Raw genomic sequence first — 17,715 nt, 5'->3', positions numbered from 1 at the left:
ACGCTCATGAAAAGCCGACTCTCTTGCCTCGCAACCCCGTTTGCCCGCGGACGCAGCCGCGCCGCGCTGGCCGTGCTGGCGCTGTCCGGCGCGCTGGCGGCCTGCGGCTCGTCACCGCCCGTGCACTACTACACCCTGCAGACGCCCGAGCGGGCGGGGGCGCCGGGCGCGGCGCCCGGCTCCGCCTCGTTCCTGATCGAAGTGCAGCCCGTCACGCTTGCCACGCAGGCCGACCAGCCGCAACTCATGGTCCGCACCGGCGACGGCAGCATTTCCGCCCTGTATTCCGAGCGCTGGAGTTCGCCGCTGGGCGACGAGTTGCGCAATGCGTTGTCCGACGCGCTCAAGCGCGAGCTGGGCGCGCTGGACGTGCAGATGGTCAAGCCCGGGCCGGGCGCGCCGATCTGGCGCATTCAGACCGACGTCCAGCGCTTTGAGATGGTGTCCGGGCGCATGGCACAGCTGGATGTCACCTGGCGCGTGCGCCCCGTGGATGCCAAGGGCACGGGCCTGTTGTGCCGCAGCGTCGTCACCGAAGACGTGCCGGACGACGCGATCCCCAGCCTGATCGCCGCGCAGCAGCGCGCGGTGGTGAGCCTGGCCGGCGTGATGGCGGCGGCAATCCGCGGCCAGACGCCCGCGGGATCGGGCTCGGTTCAGATGATGGGATGTTCCGCGCTCAAGGAATGATCTGCCCGGGGATCCGGATAACCTCCGCGATCTCAATCGGTTAACTAGGGTTTAACCTAGGGTTAACCTTAATACAAACGCGGTTGCAACCTGTCTAGCATACGGTCCTACCCCTACTGGGTTCCGATCGGGCCCAGTCACACCTTTGCCATGCGACAGGAAGCAATCTCTTATGGCCAGCACGACCCTCGGCGTCAAAGTCGATGACGCACTCCGCGACCGCCTGAAAGCCGCCGCCCACAAGCTCAACTGCACGCCTCACTGGCTGCACAAGCAGGCGATCCTTTCATATCTGGACAAGATCGAGCGCGGCCATCTGCCCGCCGAGATGTCGCACCTGAGCGCGGACGCCGCTGGCGAGGACGACGCGGCCGACACCCATTCCGCGCCCACGCCGCCGTTCTACGAATTCGGCCAGGACGTGCAACCGCAATCCGTGCTGCGCGCCGCCATCACGGCGGCCTACCGCCGGCCCGAGCCCGAGTGCGTGCCGCTGCTGCTGGGCCAGGCCCGCGTGCCCAACCTGGAAAAGGTGCATGCGATGGCAGCCGGCCTGGTCAAGAAGCTCCGCGGCAAGCGCACCGGCGGCGGGGTGGAAGGCCTGATCCAGGAATTCTCGCTGTCCAGCCAGGAAGGCGTGGCGCTGATGTGCCTGGCCGAAGCGCTGCTGCGCATTCCTGACCGCGCCACGCGCGATGCGCTGATTCGCGACAAGGTGGCCCGCGGCGACTGGAAGTCGCACATGGGCGGCTCGCAGTCGCTGTTCGTCAACGCCGCCACGTGGGGCCTGATGATCACCGGCAAGCTGGTGGCCGTGAGCAGCGAGCAGTCGCTGTCCAAGGCGCTGACGCGCCTGATCGGCAAGGGCGGCGAGCCGCTGGTGCGCAAGGGCGTGAACATGGCCATGCGCATGATGGGCGAACAGTTCGTGTCGGGCCAGACGATCTCCGAGGCGCTGGCCAACAACCGCAAGATGGAATCGCGCGGCTTCCGCTATTCGTACGACATGCTGGGCGAAGCGGCCACCACGGCCGAAGACGCCGAGCGTTACTACGCGTCGTATGAGCAGGCCATTCACGCCATCGGCAAGGCCGCCGCGGGACGCGGCATCTACGAAGGCCCCGGCATCTCCATCAAGCTGTCCGCGCTGCACCCGCGTTATTCGCGCGCCCAGCGCGAGCGCGTCATGGCCGAGCTGCTGCCGCGCGTGAAGGCGCTGACCATCCTGGCGCGCAGCTACGACATCGGCCTGAACATCGACGCCGAAGAAGCCGACCGCCTGGAAATTTCGCTGGATCTGCTGGAAGCGCTTTGCTTCACGCCCGAACTCGAAGGCTGGAGCGGCATCGGCTTCGTCATCCAGGCCTACCAGAAGCGTGCGCCGTTCGTCATCGATTACGTGATCGACCTGGCCCGCCGCAGCCGTCACCGCGTGATGGTGCGCCTGGTGAAGGGCGCCTATTGGGATAGCGAAATCAAGCGCGCGCAGGTCGATGGCCTGGAAGGCTACCCGGTCTACACCCGCAAGCTGTACACGGACGTCGCCTACATTGCCTGCGCCCGCAAGCTGCTGGCCGCGCCCGAAGCCGTGTACCCGCAGTTCGCCACGCACAATGCGTACACGCTGGCCGCGATCTATCAGCTTGCCGGCCAGAACTACTACCCCGGCCAGTACGAGTTCCAGTGCCTGCACGGCATGGGCGAACCGCTGTACGAAGAAGTCGTCGGCCCACTGGCGCAGGGCAAGCTCAATCGCCCCTGCCGAATCTACGCGCCGGTCGGCACGCACGAAACGCTGCTGGCGTACCTGGTGCGCCGCCTGCTGGAGAACGGCGCCAACACGTCGTTCGTGAACCTGATTGGCGATGATTCGATCGCCGTCGAGACGCTGGTCGCCGATCCGGTGGAAGCCGCTTCGCGCATCACGCCCCTGGGCGCGCCGCACGAGAAGATCCCGCTGCCGCGCGAGCTCTACGGCAATCCCCAAGACGGCGCGCGCGCCAATTCGGCGGGTCTGGACCTGAGCAACGAACACCGCCTGGGCTCGCTGTCGGCGGCGCTCTTGGCCAGCGCCGGCACGCCGTGGCGCGCCGGTCCCATGCTGGGCGAAGGCGGCGAACACTGGGATGCCGCCAAGGCCATCGAGGTGCGCAACCCCGCGAACCTGCGCGACGTGGTCGGTCATGTCATCGAGGCCGATTCCGCCGATGCGGACATCGCCCTGCGCGCGGCCGCCAACGCCGCGCCGATCTGGCAGTCCACGCCCGTGGCCGAGCGCGCTCAGTGCCTGCGCCGCGCGGCGCAATTGCTGGAAGAGCAGATGCAGACCCTGTTGGGCCTCATCGTGCGCGAAGCCGGCAAGTCGCTGCCCAACGCCATCGCCGAAGTGCGCGAGGCCGTCGATTTCCTGCGTTACTACGCCGATCAGGCCGAGCAGGAATTCAGCAACGACACGCACCGTCCGCTGGGCACCGTGCTGTGCATCAGCCCGTGGAATTTCCCGTTGGCAATCTTTACCGGCCAGGTGGCGGCCGCGCTGGCGGCGGGCAATACCGTGCTGGCCAAGCCGGCCGAGCAGACGCCGCTGATCGCCGCGCAAGCCGTCGCCATCCTGCGCGCGGCCGGCGTGCCCGCCGGCGCCGTGCAGTTGTTGCCGGGCCGCGGCGAGACCGTGGGCGCGCAACTGGTCGCGAACCCTGGCGTGCGCGGCGTGATGTTCACCGGTTCCACCGACGTGGCGCGCATCATCGCCCGTACGCTGGCCGATCGCCTGGACGATAACGGACACACCATCCCCCTCATCGCCGAAACCGGCGGCCAGAACGCCATGGTGGTGGATTCGTCGGCCCTGTCCGAGCAGGTGGTGTTCGACGTGCTCAGTTCCGCGTTCGATTCGGCGGGCCAGCGCTGCTCGGCGCTGCGCGTGCTGTGCGTGCAGGAAGACAACGCGGACCACGTGCTGACCATGCTGCGCGGCGCGATGCGCGAACTCGCCGTCGGCAACCCCGACCGCCTGTCCGTCGACGTCGGTCCCGTCATCGACACCGAGGCGCGCAACGGCATCCAGCGTCACATCGAAGCGATGCGCACGGCCGGTCATCGCATCGACCAGGTCGAGCTGAACGGCGAATGCCGCCATGGCACGTTCGTGCCGCCGACCATCATCGAAATCGACAACGTCAGCGAGCTGACCCGCGAAGTCTTCGGGCCGGTCCTGCACGTGGTCCGCTACAAGCGCGACGAACTGGACGCGCTGCTCGATGCGATCAACGGCACGGGGTACGGGCTGACGTTCGGCGTGCACACCCGCATCGATGAAACCATCGCGCACGTGACGGGCCAGGTTCACGCCGGCAACGTCTACGTCAACCGCAACATCGTGGGCGCCGTGGTGGGCGTGCAGCCGTTCGGCGGTGAAGCCCTGTCGGGCACGGGTCCGAAGGCGGGCGGTCCGCTGTACATGTACCGCCTGCTCGGCACGCGCCCCGCAGGTCTGCCGCCGGCGCTGGACGCCGCGGCGCCGCTGCCGCAGCGTATCGCCTTGCCGGGTCCGACCGGCGAGACCAATACCTACATGGTCGAGCCGCGCGGCGCCGTGTACTGCGTGGCCGCTACCGAGGCGGGCGCGCGTGCGCAGTGGTCCGTGGCGCGCCTGACCGGCAACCACGCCTGGTTTGCCGACACGCCGGCCGCGCAGGCGCTGCTGGCGACGCTGGATGCCGAACAGCAGGGCCAGGCGGGCATTCTGGCTGATACCGACGTCGACGACGCCGACTACCAGGCGGTGCTGTTCGAAGGCGATGGCGATGCGCTCAAGGCGCTGAATCAGCGCATCGCGCGTCGCCCGGGCGCCATTCTGGCGGTGCACGGCCTGACGTCCGACGCGCTGGCGGCCGGCGCCAGCTACGTGCCGGAGCGCCTCTTGACCGAGCGTTCCGTCAGTGTCAACACCGCGGCGGCGGGCGGCAACGCCAGCCTCATGACGATCGGTTAATCGTCACCAGGGGTAACCCTTGGGCATCCAAGGGTTATCTCCAATATCGGGCTAGGTTGCACTGGAACGAAAATCCGGTCGCACCTCTGGTCTGGCTGCCGCAATCCGGCATTCAGACTCTGCAGAAAATGCATGCGCGGGACCCGGAGATCACTGGGCCCGCGGTAGTAAAAAACCAAAAGCCTGGCTAAAAGCTCAGGTATAACAAGGCCTTAGTCCGATACCTCGGAGGATTCCCCATGAAGTTGCGCACCACTTTGAAGCTCCTCGCCGCCAGCATCGCCGCTGCCGGCATGACCGCCGCCGCGCAGGCCGCCGACATCAAGTTCGGCTTTGCCGCCCCGCTGACCGGTCCGCAATCGCACTACGGCGAGGACATGCAGAACGGTCTGAACCTGGCGCTCGAAGAAGCCAACAAGAAGGGCATCAAGGTTGACGGCGAGACGGCCAAGTTCGTGCTGGTTTCGCGCGATGACCAGGCTGACCCGCGCGTGGGCGTGCAGGTGGCCCAGCAGCTCGTCGACCAGGACGTCGTGGGCATCCTGGGACACTTCAACTCGGGCACCACCATCCCGGCATCGCGTGTCTACCATGAGGCCGGCCTGCCGCAGATCGCCATGGCGACCTCGCCCGAATACACCAAGCAGGGCTACGAAACCACGTTCCGCATGATGACCAGCGACACCCAGCAGGGCGCCGCGGTCGGCAAGTTCATCGTGCAAAACCTGAAGGCCAAGAAGGTCGCGATCATCGACGACCGCACCGCCTACGGCCAAGGTCTGGCCGACGAGGTCGAGAAGGCCGTCAAGGCCGCCGGCGGCCAGGTCGTGCGCCGCGAGTACACCACCGACAAGGCCAACGACTTCACGGCCATCCTGACCAACATCAAGGGCTCCGCGCCTGACGCCATCTTCTACGGCGGCCTGGACGCGCAGTCCGGCCCCATGAAGCGCCAGCTCGCCACGCTGGGCCTGAAGGCGCCGCTGGTGTCCGGCGAAATGACGCGCAGCGACACGTTCATCAAGCTGGCGGGCGACGCCGCCGACGGCACCTACGCCTCGCTGGCCGGCGTGCCGCTGGACAAGATGGCTGCGGGCAAGGACTTCGAGCAGCGTTACCAGGCCCGCTTCAAGAAGGCCCCCGGCGTGTACGCGCCGTACGCCTACGACGGCGCCTGGAACATGATCACGGCCATCGAACAGGCCGGTTCCGCCGAACCCGAAAAGTATCTGCCCAAGCTGGCCAAGCTGAACCGCAAGGGCGCGACGAGCGAGCACATTTCCTACGACGACAAGGGCGATCTGAAGGAAATCTCGGTCACCATCTACGAAGTCAAGAACGGCAAGTGGGAGATGGTCGAAACGATGGTCAGCCAGGCCAACTAAGCCGGCTCGAAACCAGGGCGGCGCAGGCCACGCGCCACGATCCGCCCGCTTTTTTCCGCTCGCGCCGTCCGGCGCTGCGGCGCGCGACGCGCGGCCAGGCCTTTGCGCCCTGGCCGCCCCGCGCGATTCTTCCAGGCTTATTCAGCGGCCCCTATGGATATCTTCATTCAACAACTGATTAACGGCGTGACGCTTGGCAGCGTGTACGCCCTGGTCGCCCTTGGCTACACCATGGTGTACGGCATCATCGGGCTGATCAACTTCGCGCATGGCGACGTCGTCATGATCGGCGCGATGGCGGCCACCACGATCGCTATTTCGCTGGTGGGCGGCGATCCCGGCGTCTCGGCCTTTGTGGTCCTGGGCGTGGGCCTGCTGGTCTCGGTGCCCCTGTGCATGGCGGTGGGCTGGACGGCCGAACGCGTGGCCTACCGGCCGCTGCGCCGCGCTCCCCGCCTGGCGGCCCTTATCACGGCCATCGGCGTGTCCATCATCCTGCAGAACGTGGCGATGATGGGCTGGGGCCGCAACTACCTGAACTTCCCGCAAGTGCTGTCGCCGCAGGTGTTCGAGTTTGCCGGCGCGCGCATGAGCACGCTGCAGATCGCCATCGTGGTGATCGCGGCGCTCATCATGGGCGGCTTGCTGGCCGTCGTGCACAAGACCCGGCTGGGCACCGCGATGCGCGCCACCGCGCAGAACCGCGAGGTCGCGGGCCTGATGGGCGTGAACATCAATACGGTGATTTCGGCAGCCTTCCTGATCGGGTCGGCGCTTGCTGCCGTGGCGGGCATGATGGTCGCCACGTATTACGGCGTGTCGCAATACACGATGGGCTTCATGCTGGGCCTGAAGGCGTTCACCGCCGCCGTGCTGGGCGGGATCGGCAACCTGGTCGGCGCCATGGCCGGCGGCTTGCTGCTGGGCATCATCGAATCGCTGGGCGCGGGCTACATCGGCGACCTGACCGGCGGCTTTTTGGGCAGCCATTATCAGGACGTGTTTGCGTTCTTCGTGCTGGTGCTGGTGCTGATCTTCCGTCCCTCGGGTCTCCTGGGTGAACGGGTGGGGGATCGCGCATGAACGCCCATCTGAAGAAAAGCGGGTTCTCCACCCGCAACCTGATCGGCATCGCCCTGATCGGCGTCGTCCTGGCCGTGCTGCCGTTCGTCATCGGCATGGCCGGCCAGAGCTGGGTCCGCATCCTGAACTTCGCGTTGCTGTACGTGATGCTGTCGCTGGGCCTGAACATCGTGGTGGGCTTTGCCGGTCTCCTGGACCTGGGCTATATCGCGTTCTACGCGGTGGGGGCCTACACGTGGGCGCTGCTTGCCTCGCCGCATTTCGGGCTGCACCTGCCGTTCTGGGCGATCCTGCCGATCGCGCTGGCGGTCGCGTGCCTGTTCGGGGTGCTGCTGGGCGCGCCGACATTGAAGTTGCGAGGCGACTACCTGGCCATCGTGACGCTCGGGTTTGGCGAGATCATCCGCATCTTCCTGAACAACCTGAATGCGCCGATCAACATCACCAACGGGCCGCAAGGCATCAACCGCATCGACACCTTCAAGGTGGGCGAGTTTGTCTTTGGCCGAACGCAGAACCTGATGGGCATCCGGTTCACCGGGCCGGAAAAGTACTACTACCTGCTGCTCGCGCTGACGTTGATCATCGTCGTGGTGTGCGTGCGTCTGCAGAACTCGCGCATCGGCCGCGCGTGGGAAGCCATCCGCGAAGACGAAATCGCCGCCAAGGCGATGGGCATCAACACCCGCAACATCAAGCTGCTGGCCTTTGCGATGGGCGCTTCGTTCGGGGGCGTGGCGGGCGCGCTCTTCGCATCGATGCAGGGCTTTGTCAGCCCCGAGAGCTTCTCGCTCATGGAGTCCATTTCGATCCTGTGCATGGTGGTGCTTGGCGGCATGGGCCACATTCCGGGCGTCATCCTGGGCGCGCTGATCCTGGCCGCGTTGCCGGAATTCCTGCGCGCCGTCGTGGAACCCGTCCAGCACATGCTGTTCGGTGCCGTGGTGCTGGATCCGGAGGGCATCCGCATGCTGCTGTTCGGCTTGGCGATGGTGTGCGTGATGCTGTTCCGTCCGGCCGGCCTGTGGCCGTCGGCGGTGCGCAAGCGCGAACTTGCCACCAAGACGCAAGGAGGCGCGGCATGAGCAAGCTGTTGCAAGCCCAGGGACTGGGCAAGCGCTTCGGCGGGCTGCAGGCCCTGTCGGGCGTTAGTTTCGACATCGAACAAGGCGAGATCTACGGGCTGATCGGCCCGAACGGCGCGGGCAAGACGACGCTGTTCAACGTGCTGACCGGCCTCTACATCCCCGAGGAAGGCACCTGCACGTTCAACGGCGAATCCATGTCGGGCAAGAAGCCGCACGAGGTCGCGTACGCGGGCCTGGCGCGCACCTTCCAGAACATCCGCCTCTTCGCGAACCTGAGCGCGATCGAGAACGTGATGATCGGCCGCCACATGCGCACCCGCGCGGGCGTGCTGGGTGCGGTGCTGCGCACCCGCGCGACGCGTGCCGAAGAAGCCGCCATCGAGGCGCGCGCCCAGGAGCTGCTGGACTACGTGGGCATCGGCCATCGCGCCAACGACGTCGCGCGGTCGCTGCCTTATGGCGACCAGCGGCGTCTGGAGATCGCCCGCGCGCTCGCGACGGATCCGAAGCTGCTGGCGCTGGACGAACCCGCCGCGGGCATGAATGCCTCGGAAACGGTCGTGCTGCGCAAGCTGGTGGAAAAGATCCGCGCCGACGGGGTCACCGTGCTGCTGATCGAACACGACATGAAGCTCGTCATGGGCCTGTGCGATCGCGTGCTGGTGCTGGAATACGGGAAGGTGCTGGCGATGGGCAAGCCTGCCCAGGTGCAGCGCGATCCCAAGGTCATTGAAGCGTATCTGGGCGCCGGGGCTGCGCAGGATCCGCTCATCCACAACGAGGGCCAGGCAACATGACGGCATCCCAACCCCTGCTCGAGCTGCGGGGCCTGCAAGTGTCCTACGGCGGCATCCGCGCGGTGCGCGGCATCGACCTGCGCGTGGACGACGGCGAACTGGTCTGCCTGATCGGCGCCAACGGCGCGGGCAAGAGCACGACGCTGCGCGCCATCTGCGGCCTGGTGCCGCTGGCCGGCGGCGAGGTCGTCTATGCCGGGCAATCCATCGGCGGACAGAAGTCGCACGAACTGGTCCGCAAGGGCTTGGTGATGGTGCCGGAGGGCCGCGGCATCTTCGGGCAGCTCACCATCGAGGAAAACCTGGCGATGGGCGGTTACATCCGCCGCGACGCCGCGCAGATCCGCCAGGACACGGACCGCGTATTCACGCTGTTCCCGCGCCTGGCCGAACGCCGCAAGCAGGCCGCCGGCACGCTGTCGGGCGGCGAGCAGCAGATGGTGGCGATGGGTCGCGCGATGATCGCGCGCCCCAAGCTGCTGCTGCTGGACGAGCCGTCGATGGGGCTTGCGCCGCTGATGGTCGAAAAGGTGTTCGACGTGGTGCGCACCATCGCCAGCGAAGGCGTGACGATTCTGCTCATCGAGCAGAACGCGCGCCTGGCCCTGGAAAACAGCCATCGCGGCTACGTGATGGAGTCGGGCGAGATCACCCTGTCGGGACCCGCGCGCGACATGCTGCACGATCCCAAGGTGCGCGCGGCGTACCTGGGCGAAGTGGAGTAAGCAAGGCCCCACGCAAGGCGGTCTCCCGCCTTGCGTTCTGTTGGCTCAAGCCTGCACCGGCTCGCGGTCCACGGCCGCGACCACGCCGGCGTCGATCAGCGCGTCGATCTCCTGCCTGTCATAGCCGAACTCCCCCAGGATCGCAATGGAATCCTCGCCCAGCCGTGGCGCGGCGCGATGATAGCGGGCGGGCGTGGCGGATAGTTTCACGGGCATGCCCACCGTGCGGACCTTGCCCGCTACCGGATGCTCCTGTTCGACCACCATTTCACGGGCCAGCGTCTGCGGGTGCGACAAGGCCTGCGCGATCGAGTGCACCGGACCGGCGGGCACGCCGGCCGCATCGAAGATGTCCAGCCATTCCTGCGCGTCGCGGGTTTTCAGGATGGCGGAAATCTCCTCCACCAGTTCGTCGCGGTTCTGCATGCGGTCGCGATTGCGCGCAAAGCGCGGATCGTCTGCCCATTCGGGCTTGCCCAGCGCCTGCGCGATGCGCTGCCAGTTCTTTTCGTTGGCGCCGCCAATGATGATCCAGTCGGAGCGCGTGGGAAACGCCTGATAGGGCGCACTCAGCACGTGCGCCGACCCCGTGGGACCGGGCGAGACGCCGCTGCCGAAGTAGATGGCGGCATGCCAGTAGAGCTGCTGCAGGCTGGCCTCCAGCAACGAGGTCTCCACGATCTGGCCTTCGCCGGTGCGTTGCTTGTGCTGGTAGGCCGCCAGCACGCCGAACGCCGCGAGCAGGCCGGCGTTGATGTCGGCCACCGAGTTGCCGGTGCGCAGCGGCGGCCCGCCAGGTTCACCGGTGATGGCCATCAAGCCCGAGAAGCCTTGCGCCACAAGATCGAATCCGCCCTTGTCGGCGTAGGGGCCCGTCGTGCCATAGCCCGAGACGGCGCAATAGATGAGACCCGGGTTCTCCTTGCGCAGCGTGTCGTAGCCCAGGCCCAGTTTCTCCATCGTGCCCTTGCGGAAGTTCTCGGTCACCACGTCGGCGTCGCGGATCATGCGCAAGAGCACCTTCTTGCCGTCGGGATGCTTCAGGTCCAGCGCAATGGCGCGCTTGTTGCGGTTGAGCATCAGGAAAGGCGCGGAGATGCCGTTGATCTGCGGATCGCGGTATTGGCGCGAATCGTCGCCGCCGTCGATCTTCTCGACCTTGATGACATCGGCGCCCAGGTCCGCGAGCATCATGCCGCAGGTGGGGCCGGCCATGATCTGCGACAGCTCGATGACGCGCATGCCGGCCAGCGCGCCGGGGGCGGGTGCATCGGAAGCGGGGAAGGGCGGGCGGCCGGAGCCGCGGTTGTCGTTTTGCATGCGTGTTCCTCGATCGTTCGTTCAGCGGCCGCTGAATTGCGGTTTGGCCTTGGCCAGGAAGGCGCGGTAGCCGGCGCGGAAATCCTCAGTGTCGAAGCAGTCGAAAGCTTCGTCGCGGTCGGCATCGGTCAGCGCCTTGCCTTGCACCAGGTTGCGCACGAACTTCTTGTGCCAGCGGGCCACCAGCGGCGCGCCGTCCGCGATCCGGCGGGCCGTTGCCTGGGCGTCGGCCGCCACCTGGTCATCGGCCACCACGCGCGAGACCACGCCCAGTCGCAAGGCCTCGGCGGCGTCGAAGATGTTGCCCTCCAGCAGCACCTGCAGCGCCACGGTGGGGCCGACCAGCCGAACCAGCGGGGCCAGTTCCGAATACGACATCACCAGCCCCAGGTTCTTGATGGGCACGCCGAACCGTGAGCTTTCCCCGCAGATGCGCACATCGGCCAGGCTGGCGATCTCCAGCCCGCCGCCCACGCAGATGCCATGGATCTGCGCCACCACGGGGTGGCGGCACCCGCCGATCGCCTCGATCGTGCGGCGCATGACGGCGCCGTACTCCACCGCCTGACGCTTGTTGCTGCGGGCCGTCTCGAACTCGCCGATGTCGTTGCCCGGCGAAAATGCCTTCTCGCCCGCGCCGCGCAGCAGCACGCAGCGCACGCCGTCGTCACGGTCCAGTTCGAGAAACGTGTCGCCCAGCAAGCGCCAGCCGTCGATGGTGAAGGCGTTGAGCTTTTCCGGCCGGTTCAGCACCACGGTTGCGATGTCGCCGTCGCGGTGCAGCAGGATGGGCGAGGAGCCCGGGGTGGAAGTAGCGGTCATGGGATTCCTTTTGCATGCGCGGGGGGAGCGTCCCCCGCCAGGTGAGTCGTGCCCGGTGTTGGGGTTTGCTGCGGGGCTTGCTGCGGGCCTTACTGCTTCGTCAGGCCCAGGCTTGCGGTGAGCTTGCCGTACTTGCTCCATTCGTCCCGCACGTACGAGGTGAAGGCGGCGGGGGATTGCGGACCGCCGCCCAGGTCCATGCCCTGGTCGGCGAGCTTGGCGGCGACCTCGGGGTCGGCCAGCGTCTGGGCAAGCGCACGGTCGAGCTTTTCCATGATCGGGTGGGGCAGCTTGGCCGGAGCCAGGACCGCGTACCACTGCACGACGTCCAGGCCCTTGATGCCGGATTCGGCCAGCGTCGGCACATCGGGCAGCCGCTTGCTGCGCTGCGGACTGGTCACGGCCAGCGGCCGCAGCTTGCCGGCCTGGATCTGGTTGATCGCGCCCGGCAGCGTGTCGAAGTTCAGGTCCACGCTGCCGCCCAGCAGGTCGGTCATGGCCTGGCCGCTGCCCTTGTACGGCACGTGCTCCATCTGCACCCCGGCAATCTGCGAGAAGCGCGCGGCGCTCAGATGCTGCGGGCTGCCCATGCCGGACGACGCGTACAAGAGTTGCTTGGGCTTGGCGCGGGCGTCGTCCACCAGGTTCTGCACCGTGGTGTACGCGTGCTTGGCGGGATTGACGACCAGCACGTTCGGCACCGACCCGATGTACCGAACCGCCGTGAAATCCTTGTTGGGATCGATGTTGGACTGCACGACGTAAGGCGCCGCCACGGTGGACTGCATATTGGCCAGCAGCAGCGTGTAGCCGTCCGGATCCGCCTTGACCACATAGTCGGCCGCAATCAGGCCGGAAGCGCCCGGTTTGTTTTCGACTACGACCTGCTGGCCCAGCAAGGTGGACAGGCGCGCCGAAAGGATGCGGGCCGACACGTCCGTGCCGCCGCCGGGCACGAAGCCGACGACCAGCCGGATGGGACGTTCCGGCCACTTGATCGGATCCTGCGCCACGGCGGGGGTGGCCGCCGCAAGGCCGGCGGCCAGCATCAATACGCCGGTCCAGGCGCGAGCATGCTTATTCATAGGGTCTCCTTTGGTGGATGAGTCCTGCCCAGGGGCTGCTTGCTCTATGATTGGGTCAGGTTGGTATGCCGTTGGTGTTTGGTATACCAGATACAAAAATAGTCGATGTTGCGAGCATGAACAACCCATGGCTAACCCTGAACCCTTGATTGCCGATGTCTCCGTCCCCGATTTGGCCATTCACCATCCCACGCTGCCGGCGGTCGTGGCGGAACGGCTGCGCCAGCTCATCATCGATGGCACGCTAAAGCCCGGCACGTGGCTGAACGAACGGGATCTGTGCGATCAACTGAAGATTTCGCGCACGCCGCTGCGCGAGGCGTACCGGATGCTGGCCTCGGATGGCCTGGTGACGCTGCAGCCCAAGCGCGGCGCAATGGTGATCGAGCTGTCCGCCGAGGACATCGAGAACATCTTCGATGTGCTGTCGGTGCTGGAAGGGCTGGCGGTGCGCAGCGCCGCCGAGCGCGCGTCCGACGCGGAGCTGGCGCAGATCGGGCGGCTGCATGCGCAGATGCTTGAAAACTACGAAAAGCGGGACATCCGCGCGTACTTCGCGGCCAGCATGGGCACGCACATCGCGATCAATCGCGCCGCGCACAACCCGGCGTTGTCACACTCCTACGACCGCCTGAACCTGCAGGTGCAGGCGCTGCGCTACAAGTCCAATTTCGACCTGGACGAATGGACGACGGCGGTGGCCGACCACGAGGCCTTTGTGCAGGCATTGATGGCGCGCGACGGCGAACGCGCCGAAGCCCTCATCCGCAAACACGTGGGCGGCAAGAAGGCCTACAACCTGCGCGGGCGCACCGGCGGCGCGGCCTGAGGGCAGGGCGGCCCGCCGCGGCCCGTCCGCATGCAGGCGCCTGCCTGCAAGCGCAAGGGCGGGTTCAGGCCGGTTGCGCCACCACGCGCTTTCTGCCGATCATGAGCGCCAGCACGGCGGCGATGATGCCGGTCGAGCCCGAGATCACAAAAGCCATCAGGTAGCTGCCCTGGGCTTCGCGCAGGGCGCCCGCCATCCAGGCGGCGCTTGCCGCGCCCATCTGGTGGCCCGCCACGATCCACCCGAAGACGATCGAGGCGTCGCGTTCGCCGAAGGCTTCCGTCGTCAGGCGCAGCGTGGGCGGCACCGTGGCGATCCAGTCCAGGCCAAAAAAGATCGCGAAGATCGACAGGCTGTAGAACGAGAAATCGGAATAGGGCAGGTACATCAGCGACAGGCCGCGCAGCGCGTAGTACACAAAGAGCAGCTTGCGCGGGTCGTAGCGGTCGGTCAGCCATCCAGAGGCCGTGGTCCCGAGCAGGTCGAAGATGCCCATCATGGCCAGCAAGCCGGCCGCCTGCACTTCGGGCATGCCGTGGTCGCCGCAAAGTGCGATCAGGTGCGTGCCCACCAGGCCATTGGTCGTGAACCCGCACACGAAAAAGGTGGCGAACAAATACCAGAACGTGCGCGTGCGGGCCGCGCGCGCCAGCGTGCCGAAGGTGGCGGCCACCATGCCGGTGCGCGGCGCGGCGGGGGCGGGCGTCGCATGCGGATCGCTGCCAAAGGGCACGAGACCCACGCTGGACGGGCGGTCGGGCACCAGCCACCAGGCCAGCGGCACCAGCGCGGCCGCGGCGCCGGCCACCGTCCAGACCACGCGCGTCCAGTCGCCCGACGAGGCCAGCGCGGCCAGCACCGGCAGGAACACAAGCGTGCCGGTGGCGGCGCTGGCGGTCAGAAGGCCCATCATCAGTCCGCGGTGCTTGACGAACCAGCGGTTGACCACGGTCGCGCCCATCACGATCGCCACGGCGCCCGAACTGATGCCCGAGAACACGCCCCAGGTCATGATCAGATGCCAGGGTTCGGTCATGTAGGCGCTGACGGCGCTGGAGGCCGACATCAGGATCAGCGCCGTGATCAGCACGCGCCGCAATCCAAAGCGCTCCATCGCCGCGGCTGCGAAGGGGCCGACCAGTCCGTACAGAAAGATGCCCAACGCGGCGGCAAACGAAATCGAACTTCGGCTCCATCCGAACGTTTCTTCCAGCGGCACCAGCAGCACACTGGGCGACGATCGCAGGCCGGCCGCCACCAGCAGCGACAGGAAAATCACGGCAACCACCACGAACGCGTACTTCTGACCGGCGCGGCGGAAGGGGAACGGAGGCTGGGCTATACTCATGTTACTGACCGGTACGTATTAAGGTTTGCGGATAGTACGTACCGGTCAGTAACATCGTCAAGCGATTTTTGGCGACCCTGTTTTCGCAGATGGCCGCTCGCGCTGTTTCGCAGAAAAGGAGCCTCGTATGGCCAGCAAGAGTTCCCCCGCGTCCGCCGCCCCCGGCGCCACGCCATCCAAACCGCTCCTGGCGGCTGACCGCATCCGTAAGACCGCGCGCGAGATGTTCTACCGCGACGGCATCCGCGCCGTGGGCGTGGACGCCATCGTCAACCAGGCTGGCGTGACGAAACCCAGCCTGTACCGCAGTTTTTCCTCGAAGGACGAATTGGCGGCTGCGTACCTGCGTGATTACGACGCTGAATTCTGGGCGCGCTTTGACGCCGCGTGCGCCGCCCATCCGGGCGATCCGCGCGCCCAATTGCTCGACTACCTGACCGGCATGGCAGGACGTGCGGTGCAGAACGGCTACCGGGGATGCGGGCTGACGAACGCCGCGGTCGAATACCCCGAACCCAATCATCCGGCCCGGGCCGTGGCCGTTGAACACAAACGCGAATTGCGCCGCCGGCTGAACGCCATGGCCGCCGGGATGGGCGCGGAAGATCCCGAAGCCCTGGCCGATGGACTGCTGCTATTGATTGAAGGCGCGTTCGTATCCAGCCAGCTTTTCGGGGCGGGTGGGCCCGCCGGACGGGTGGCTTCGATGGCCGACAAGCTGATTCAGGCGCACCTGCCCGGCCGATCGGCCTAGGGCGTCGCACAAACTCGGTGCGTAACCGTGTGCGGCATGCACCGTTGTGGTGGTGTTTGTACCCATTGCGCAACGCCGAAAAAAATGTTTGTGGTTTTTATTGCAACGCAGCATACGCGGATCTAAGATGGATTCACGTTGTTCCACATCGCGCTTTCTCAAGGAGAGAATCATGAGCGATACCGCGTTGAAAAATGCCCGTATGTCGGATGCGCTGGAGCGGTCCCTGATCCGCGAGGCCATCAAGGCGGAAACCCTGTCCGGTCCCACCGCACGCTCGCGCTGGTTGCGCCTGAAGCTGCGCATGGCTGCACTGGGCGGCGCTGTCGGCGAGGTCCTGCACAATATGGACGCCGGCCGCCGTCAACACCCGGTCGTGTCCGCGTACCACTGAAGCACCCCGCCAGAAAAAACGCCAGCTTTGATCGCTGGCGTTTTTTTTTGCCTGCCGCTGGCAGGCGGCGCTGGCCCCATCAGGACACGATATCCAGCAGCAGATAGGCGTCCAGCACGATGATGCCCACGGTGGCGCCGATGGCGGCCCAGGCCCACGCGCCTTTCAGCACGTAGCGGCCCATCAGGCTCTTGCGGCAGGCCAGCACGACCAGCGGACCCAGGGCGAAGGGCAGGGCAAGGCTCAGGATGACCTGGCTCAGCACCAGCAACCCGTCCGGATCGTTGCCGCCCGTGAACGCCAGCAGGCCGACGGCGGCAGCGCCCGCCACCAAGCGCGTCATCAATGCGCGGCGGCGGTCGGACCAGTTGCTGCCGACCTGGAATCCCTTGGACAGGATGCGTCCGGCCAACACGCCCGTGATGGTGGAGCTTTGGCCCGCGGCGTACAGCGCCACGGCAAACACGACTGCCGCCCCGATGCCGAGCGTGTGGCCGATCACCGCATGCGCATCGTCCAGACTGGACACCGTCATGCCGGATCCGGACAGCGAGGCGGCGGCCACGATCATGATGGCCGAATTGATGAGCATGGCCACGCCCAGCGACACGATCGTGTCGTTGCGCGCCACGCGCATCGCCATGCCCAGCGCCTGCGGCGGCAGGTCCCGCGCCCGCTGCGCAAGCGAGCCCGAATGCAGATAGAGGTTGTGCGGCATGAGGGTCGCGCCCAGAATCCCCAGCGCGATCAAAAAGCCTTGCGGATCGCGCAGCGCGCGGCCGGTCTCGGTGACGCCATGCGCCACTTCCTTCCAGGCCGGATTGGCCTTGAACAGCAGGAACACAAAAGACAGCGCGACCACGGACAGCAGCAGGGCGATCACGCGTTCATGCCGGTCGGCATTGCCGCGCGTCATCGCCAGCACGGCAAAGGTGCCGATCCCCGTGACCGCGACGCCCGCGATGAGCGGCAGGCCAAACAGCAACCGCAGCGCAATCGCGCCGCCGATCAGTTCTGCCAGCGCGGTCGCCAGAATGGCGGCCTCGCCGGCAAGCCAGGCTGCCTTGGCCAAACGCGGGGAAAGGTGGCGGGCAGTGAGGGTGGCCAGATCCTGGCCGGTGGCAAGCGCCAGGCGCGACACCAGCACCTGAAAGCCCAGCGCCAGAAAGGCTGACGTGATGACGACCATCAGCAGGCCGTAGCCAAAGCCGCTGCCGCCGGCGATGTCGGTCGCCCAGTTGCCCGGATCGATGTAGCCGACGGCGACCAGGATGCCCGACCCGACCATGCGGCGCAGGTTCGCGGAAACCCGCGCGTCCTGGGCCAGGGCGGCATTGCCGCCTGATATTGCGTAGATGAATCCGGTCATGTGCTGCTCCTGAGAATGGTTCTCATTTTTCC

The 17,715-nt window shown here is 66.6% G+C and carries 15 protein-coding genes; 10 read left to right on the top strand and 5 right to left on the bottom strand.

Annotated features, from left to right (window positions below; translation table 11 throughout):
* Window positions 1-6 precede the first annotated feature (6 nt).
* The 7 genes from LN047_RS16810 (at window position 7) to LN047_RS16780 (ending at window position 9,762) form a co-directional block, all read left to right on the top strand.
* Complete coding sequence (locus tag LN047_RS16810; protein WP_373979641.1) at window positions 7-690, top strand: membrane integrity-associated transporter subunit PqiC; 684 nt, start codon at window positions 7-9, stop codon at window positions 688-690.
* A 172-nt stretch (window positions 691-862) separates the two neighbouring features.
* Window positions 863-4,684: a trifunctional transcriptional regulator/proline dehydrogenase/L-glutamate gamma-semialdehyde dehydrogenase gene (gene putA, locus LN047_RS16805; protein ID WP_279991055.1), complete on the top strand. Its 3,822-nt coding sequence runs from the start codon at window positions 863-865 to the stop codon at window positions 4,682-4,684.
* A gap of 239 nt (window positions 4,685-4,923) precedes the next feature.
* Entirely contained in the window at window positions 4,924-6,069 is a 1,146-nt protein-coding gene (locus tag LN047_RS16800) for a branched-chain amino acid ABC transporter substrate-binding protein (RefSeq protein ID WP_056324296.1), read from the top strand.
* Between the two features lie 153 nt (window positions 6,070-6,222).
* The gene (locus LN047_RS16795; RefSeq protein WP_056324299.1) at window positions 6,223-7,152 is read left to right on the top strand and encodes a branched-chain amino acid ABC transporter permease; all 930 of its coding nucleotides are present in this window, start codon (window positions 6,223-6,225) and stop codon (window positions 7,150-7,152) included.
* On the top strand, window positions 7,149-8,237 hold the full coding sequence (locus LN047_RS16790; RefSeq protein WP_056324301.1) for an ABC transporter ATP-binding protein: 1,089 nt from the start codon (window positions 7,149-7,151) through the stop codon (window positions 8,235-8,237). The genes LN047_RS16795 and LN047_RS16790 overlap by 4 nt, the downstream gene beginning before the upstream one ends.
* Entirely contained in the window at window positions 8,234-9,037 is an 804-nt protein-coding gene (locus LN047_RS16785) for an ABC transporter ATP-binding protein (protein WP_056324304.1), read from the top strand. The genes LN047_RS16790 and LN047_RS16785 overlap by 4 nt, the downstream gene beginning before the upstream one ends.
* Window positions 9,034-9,762, top strand: coding sequence for an ABC transporter ATP-binding protein (locus LN047_RS16780; protein WP_056324308.1), 729 nt, complete (start codon window positions 9,034-9,036; stop codon window positions 9,760-9,762). The genes LN047_RS16785 and LN047_RS16780 overlap by 4 nt, the downstream gene beginning before the upstream one ends.
* Window positions 9,763-9,807: 45 nt before the next feature.
* Here the strand turns inward: LN047_RS16780 and LN047_RS16775 are convergent, their stop codons facing one another.
* From LN047_RS16775 to LN047_RS16765, 3 genes are all read right to left on the bottom strand, one after another.
* Window positions 9,808-11,082 carry a CaiB/BaiF CoA transferase family protein gene (locus LN047_RS16775; RefSeq protein WP_373979639.1) on the bottom strand — a complete coding sequence of 425 codons (1,275 nt, stop codon included), beginning with the start codon at window positions 11,080-11,082 and terminating at the stop codon, window positions 9,808-9,810.
* A 21-nt stretch (window positions 11,083-11,103) separates the two neighbouring features.
* Window positions 11,104-11,904 (bottom strand): enoyl-CoA hydratase/isomerase family protein, encoded by an 801-nt coding sequence (locus LN047_RS16770; protein WP_056324314.1) that lies wholly within the window; start codon window positions 11,902-11,904, stop codon window positions 11,104-11,106.
* An 89-nt stretch (window positions 11,905-11,993) separates the two neighbouring features.
* Window positions 11,994-12,989, bottom strand: coding sequence for a tripartite tricarboxylate transporter substrate binding protein (locus LN047_RS16765; protein WP_373979638.1), 996 nt, complete (start codon window positions 12,987-12,989; stop codon window positions 11,994-11,996).
* A gap of 127 nt (window positions 12,990-13,116) precedes the next feature.
* On the opposite strand from LN047_RS16765, the gene LN047_RS16760 reads away from it, so the two are divergent.
* Window positions 13,117-13,818 (top strand): GntR family transcriptional regulator, encoded by a 702-nt coding sequence (locus LN047_RS16760; RefSeq protein WP_056324320.1) that lies wholly within the window; start codon window positions 13,117-13,119, stop codon window positions 13,816-13,818.
* A gap of 64 nt (window positions 13,819-13,882) precedes the next feature.
* On the opposite strand, the gene LN047_RS16755 is transcribed toward LN047_RS16760, so the two are convergent.
* Window positions 13,883-15,166, bottom strand: a complete 1,284-nt coding sequence (locus tag LN047_RS16755) for an MFS transporter (RefSeq protein WP_056324322.1) — start codon at window positions 15,164-15,166, stop codon at window positions 13,883-13,885.
* A gap of 127 nt (window positions 15,167-15,293) precedes the next feature.
* Here LN047_RS16755 and LN047_RS16750 point away from each other — a divergent pair, with 127 nt between their 5' ends.
* Window positions 15,294-15,920, top strand: coding sequence for a TetR/AcrR family transcriptional regulator (locus LN047_RS16750; protein WP_063955460.1), 627 nt, complete (start codon window positions 15,294-15,296; stop codon window positions 15,918-15,920).
* 172 nt (window positions 15,921-16,092) lie between these two features.
* Window positions 16,093-16,314 carry a hypothetical protein gene (locus LN047_RS16745; protein ID WP_056324328.1) on the top strand — a complete coding sequence of 74 codons (222 nt, stop codon included), beginning with the start codon at window positions 16,093-16,095 and terminating at the stop codon, window positions 16,312-16,314.
* Between the two features lie 79 nt (window positions 16,315-16,393).
* On the opposite strand, the gene LN047_RS16740 is transcribed toward LN047_RS16745, so the two are convergent.
* Entirely contained in the window at window positions 16,394-17,683 is a 1,290-nt protein-coding gene (locus tag LN047_RS16740) for an Nramp family divalent metal transporter (RefSeq protein ID WP_175155785.1), read from the bottom strand.
* Window positions 17,684-17,715 lie beyond the last annotated feature (32 nt).

Origin of the sequence: Achromobacter sp. JD417, assembly GCF_041879325.1 — a bacterium.
GTDB classification, from domain to species: Bacteria; Pseudomonadota; Gammaproteobacteria; order Burkholderiales; family Burkholderiaceae_B; genus Achromobacter; species Achromobacter mucicolens.
Note: the sequence above shows the minus strand (reverse complement) of the source record. Positions and strands in the feature narration are given on the sequence as shown.

Coding starts and splice junctions, on each gene's coding strand:
- LN047_RS16810 (WP_373979641.1), top strand. CDS start 7: ATGAAAAGCCGACTCTCTTGCCTCGCAACCCCGTTTGCCCGCGGACGC.
- putA (WP_279991055.1), top strand. CDS start 863: ATGGCCAGCACGACCCTCGGCGTCAAAGTCGATGACGCACTCCGCGAC.
- LN047_RS16800 (WP_056324296.1), top strand. CDS start 4,924: ATGAAGTTGCGCACCACTTTGAAGCTCCTCGCCGCCAGCATCGCCGCT.
- LN047_RS16795 (WP_056324299.1), top strand. CDS start 6,223: ATGGATATCTTCATTCAACAACTGATTAACGGCGTGACGCTTGGCAGC.
- LN047_RS16790 (WP_056324301.1), top strand. CDS start 7,149: ATGAACGCCCATCTGAAGAAAAGCGGGTTCTCCACCCGCAACCTGATC.
- LN047_RS16785 (WP_056324304.1), top strand. CDS start 8,234: ATGAGCAAGCTGTTGCAAGCCCAGGGACTGGGCAAGCGCTTCGGCGGG.
- LN047_RS16780 (WP_056324308.1), top strand. CDS start 9,034: ATGACGGCATCCCAACCCCTGCTCGAGCTGCGGGGCCTGCAAGTGTCC.
- LN047_RS16775 (WP_373979639.1), bottom strand. CDS start 11,082: ATGCAAAACGACAACCGCGGCTCCGGCCGCCCGCCCTTCCCCGCTTCC.
- LN047_RS16770 (WP_056324314.1), bottom strand. CDS start 11,904: ATGACCGCTACTTCCACCCCGGGCTCCTCGCCCATCCTGCTGCACCGC.
- LN047_RS16765 (WP_373979638.1), bottom strand. CDS start 12,989: ATGAATAAGCATGCTCGCGCCTGGACCGGCGTATTGATGCTGGCCGCC.
- LN047_RS16760 (WP_056324320.1), top strand. CDS start 13,117: ATGGCTAACCCTGAACCCTTGATTGCCGATGTCTCCGTCCCCGATTTG.
- LN047_RS16755 (WP_056324322.1), bottom strand. CDS start 15,166: ATGAGTATAGCCCAGCCTCCGTTCCCCTTCCGCCGCGCCGGTCAGAAG.
- LN047_RS16750 (WP_063955460.1), top strand. CDS start 15,294: ATGGCCAGCAAGAGTTCCCCCGCGTCCGCCGCCCCCGGCGCCACGCCA.
- LN047_RS16745 (WP_056324328.1), top strand. CDS start 16,093: ATGAGCGATACCGCGTTGAAAAATGCCCGTATGTCGGATGCGCTGGAG.
- LN047_RS16740 (WP_175155785.1), bottom strand. CDS start 17,683: ATGACCGGATTCATCTACGCAATATCAGGCGGCAATGCCGCCCTGGCC.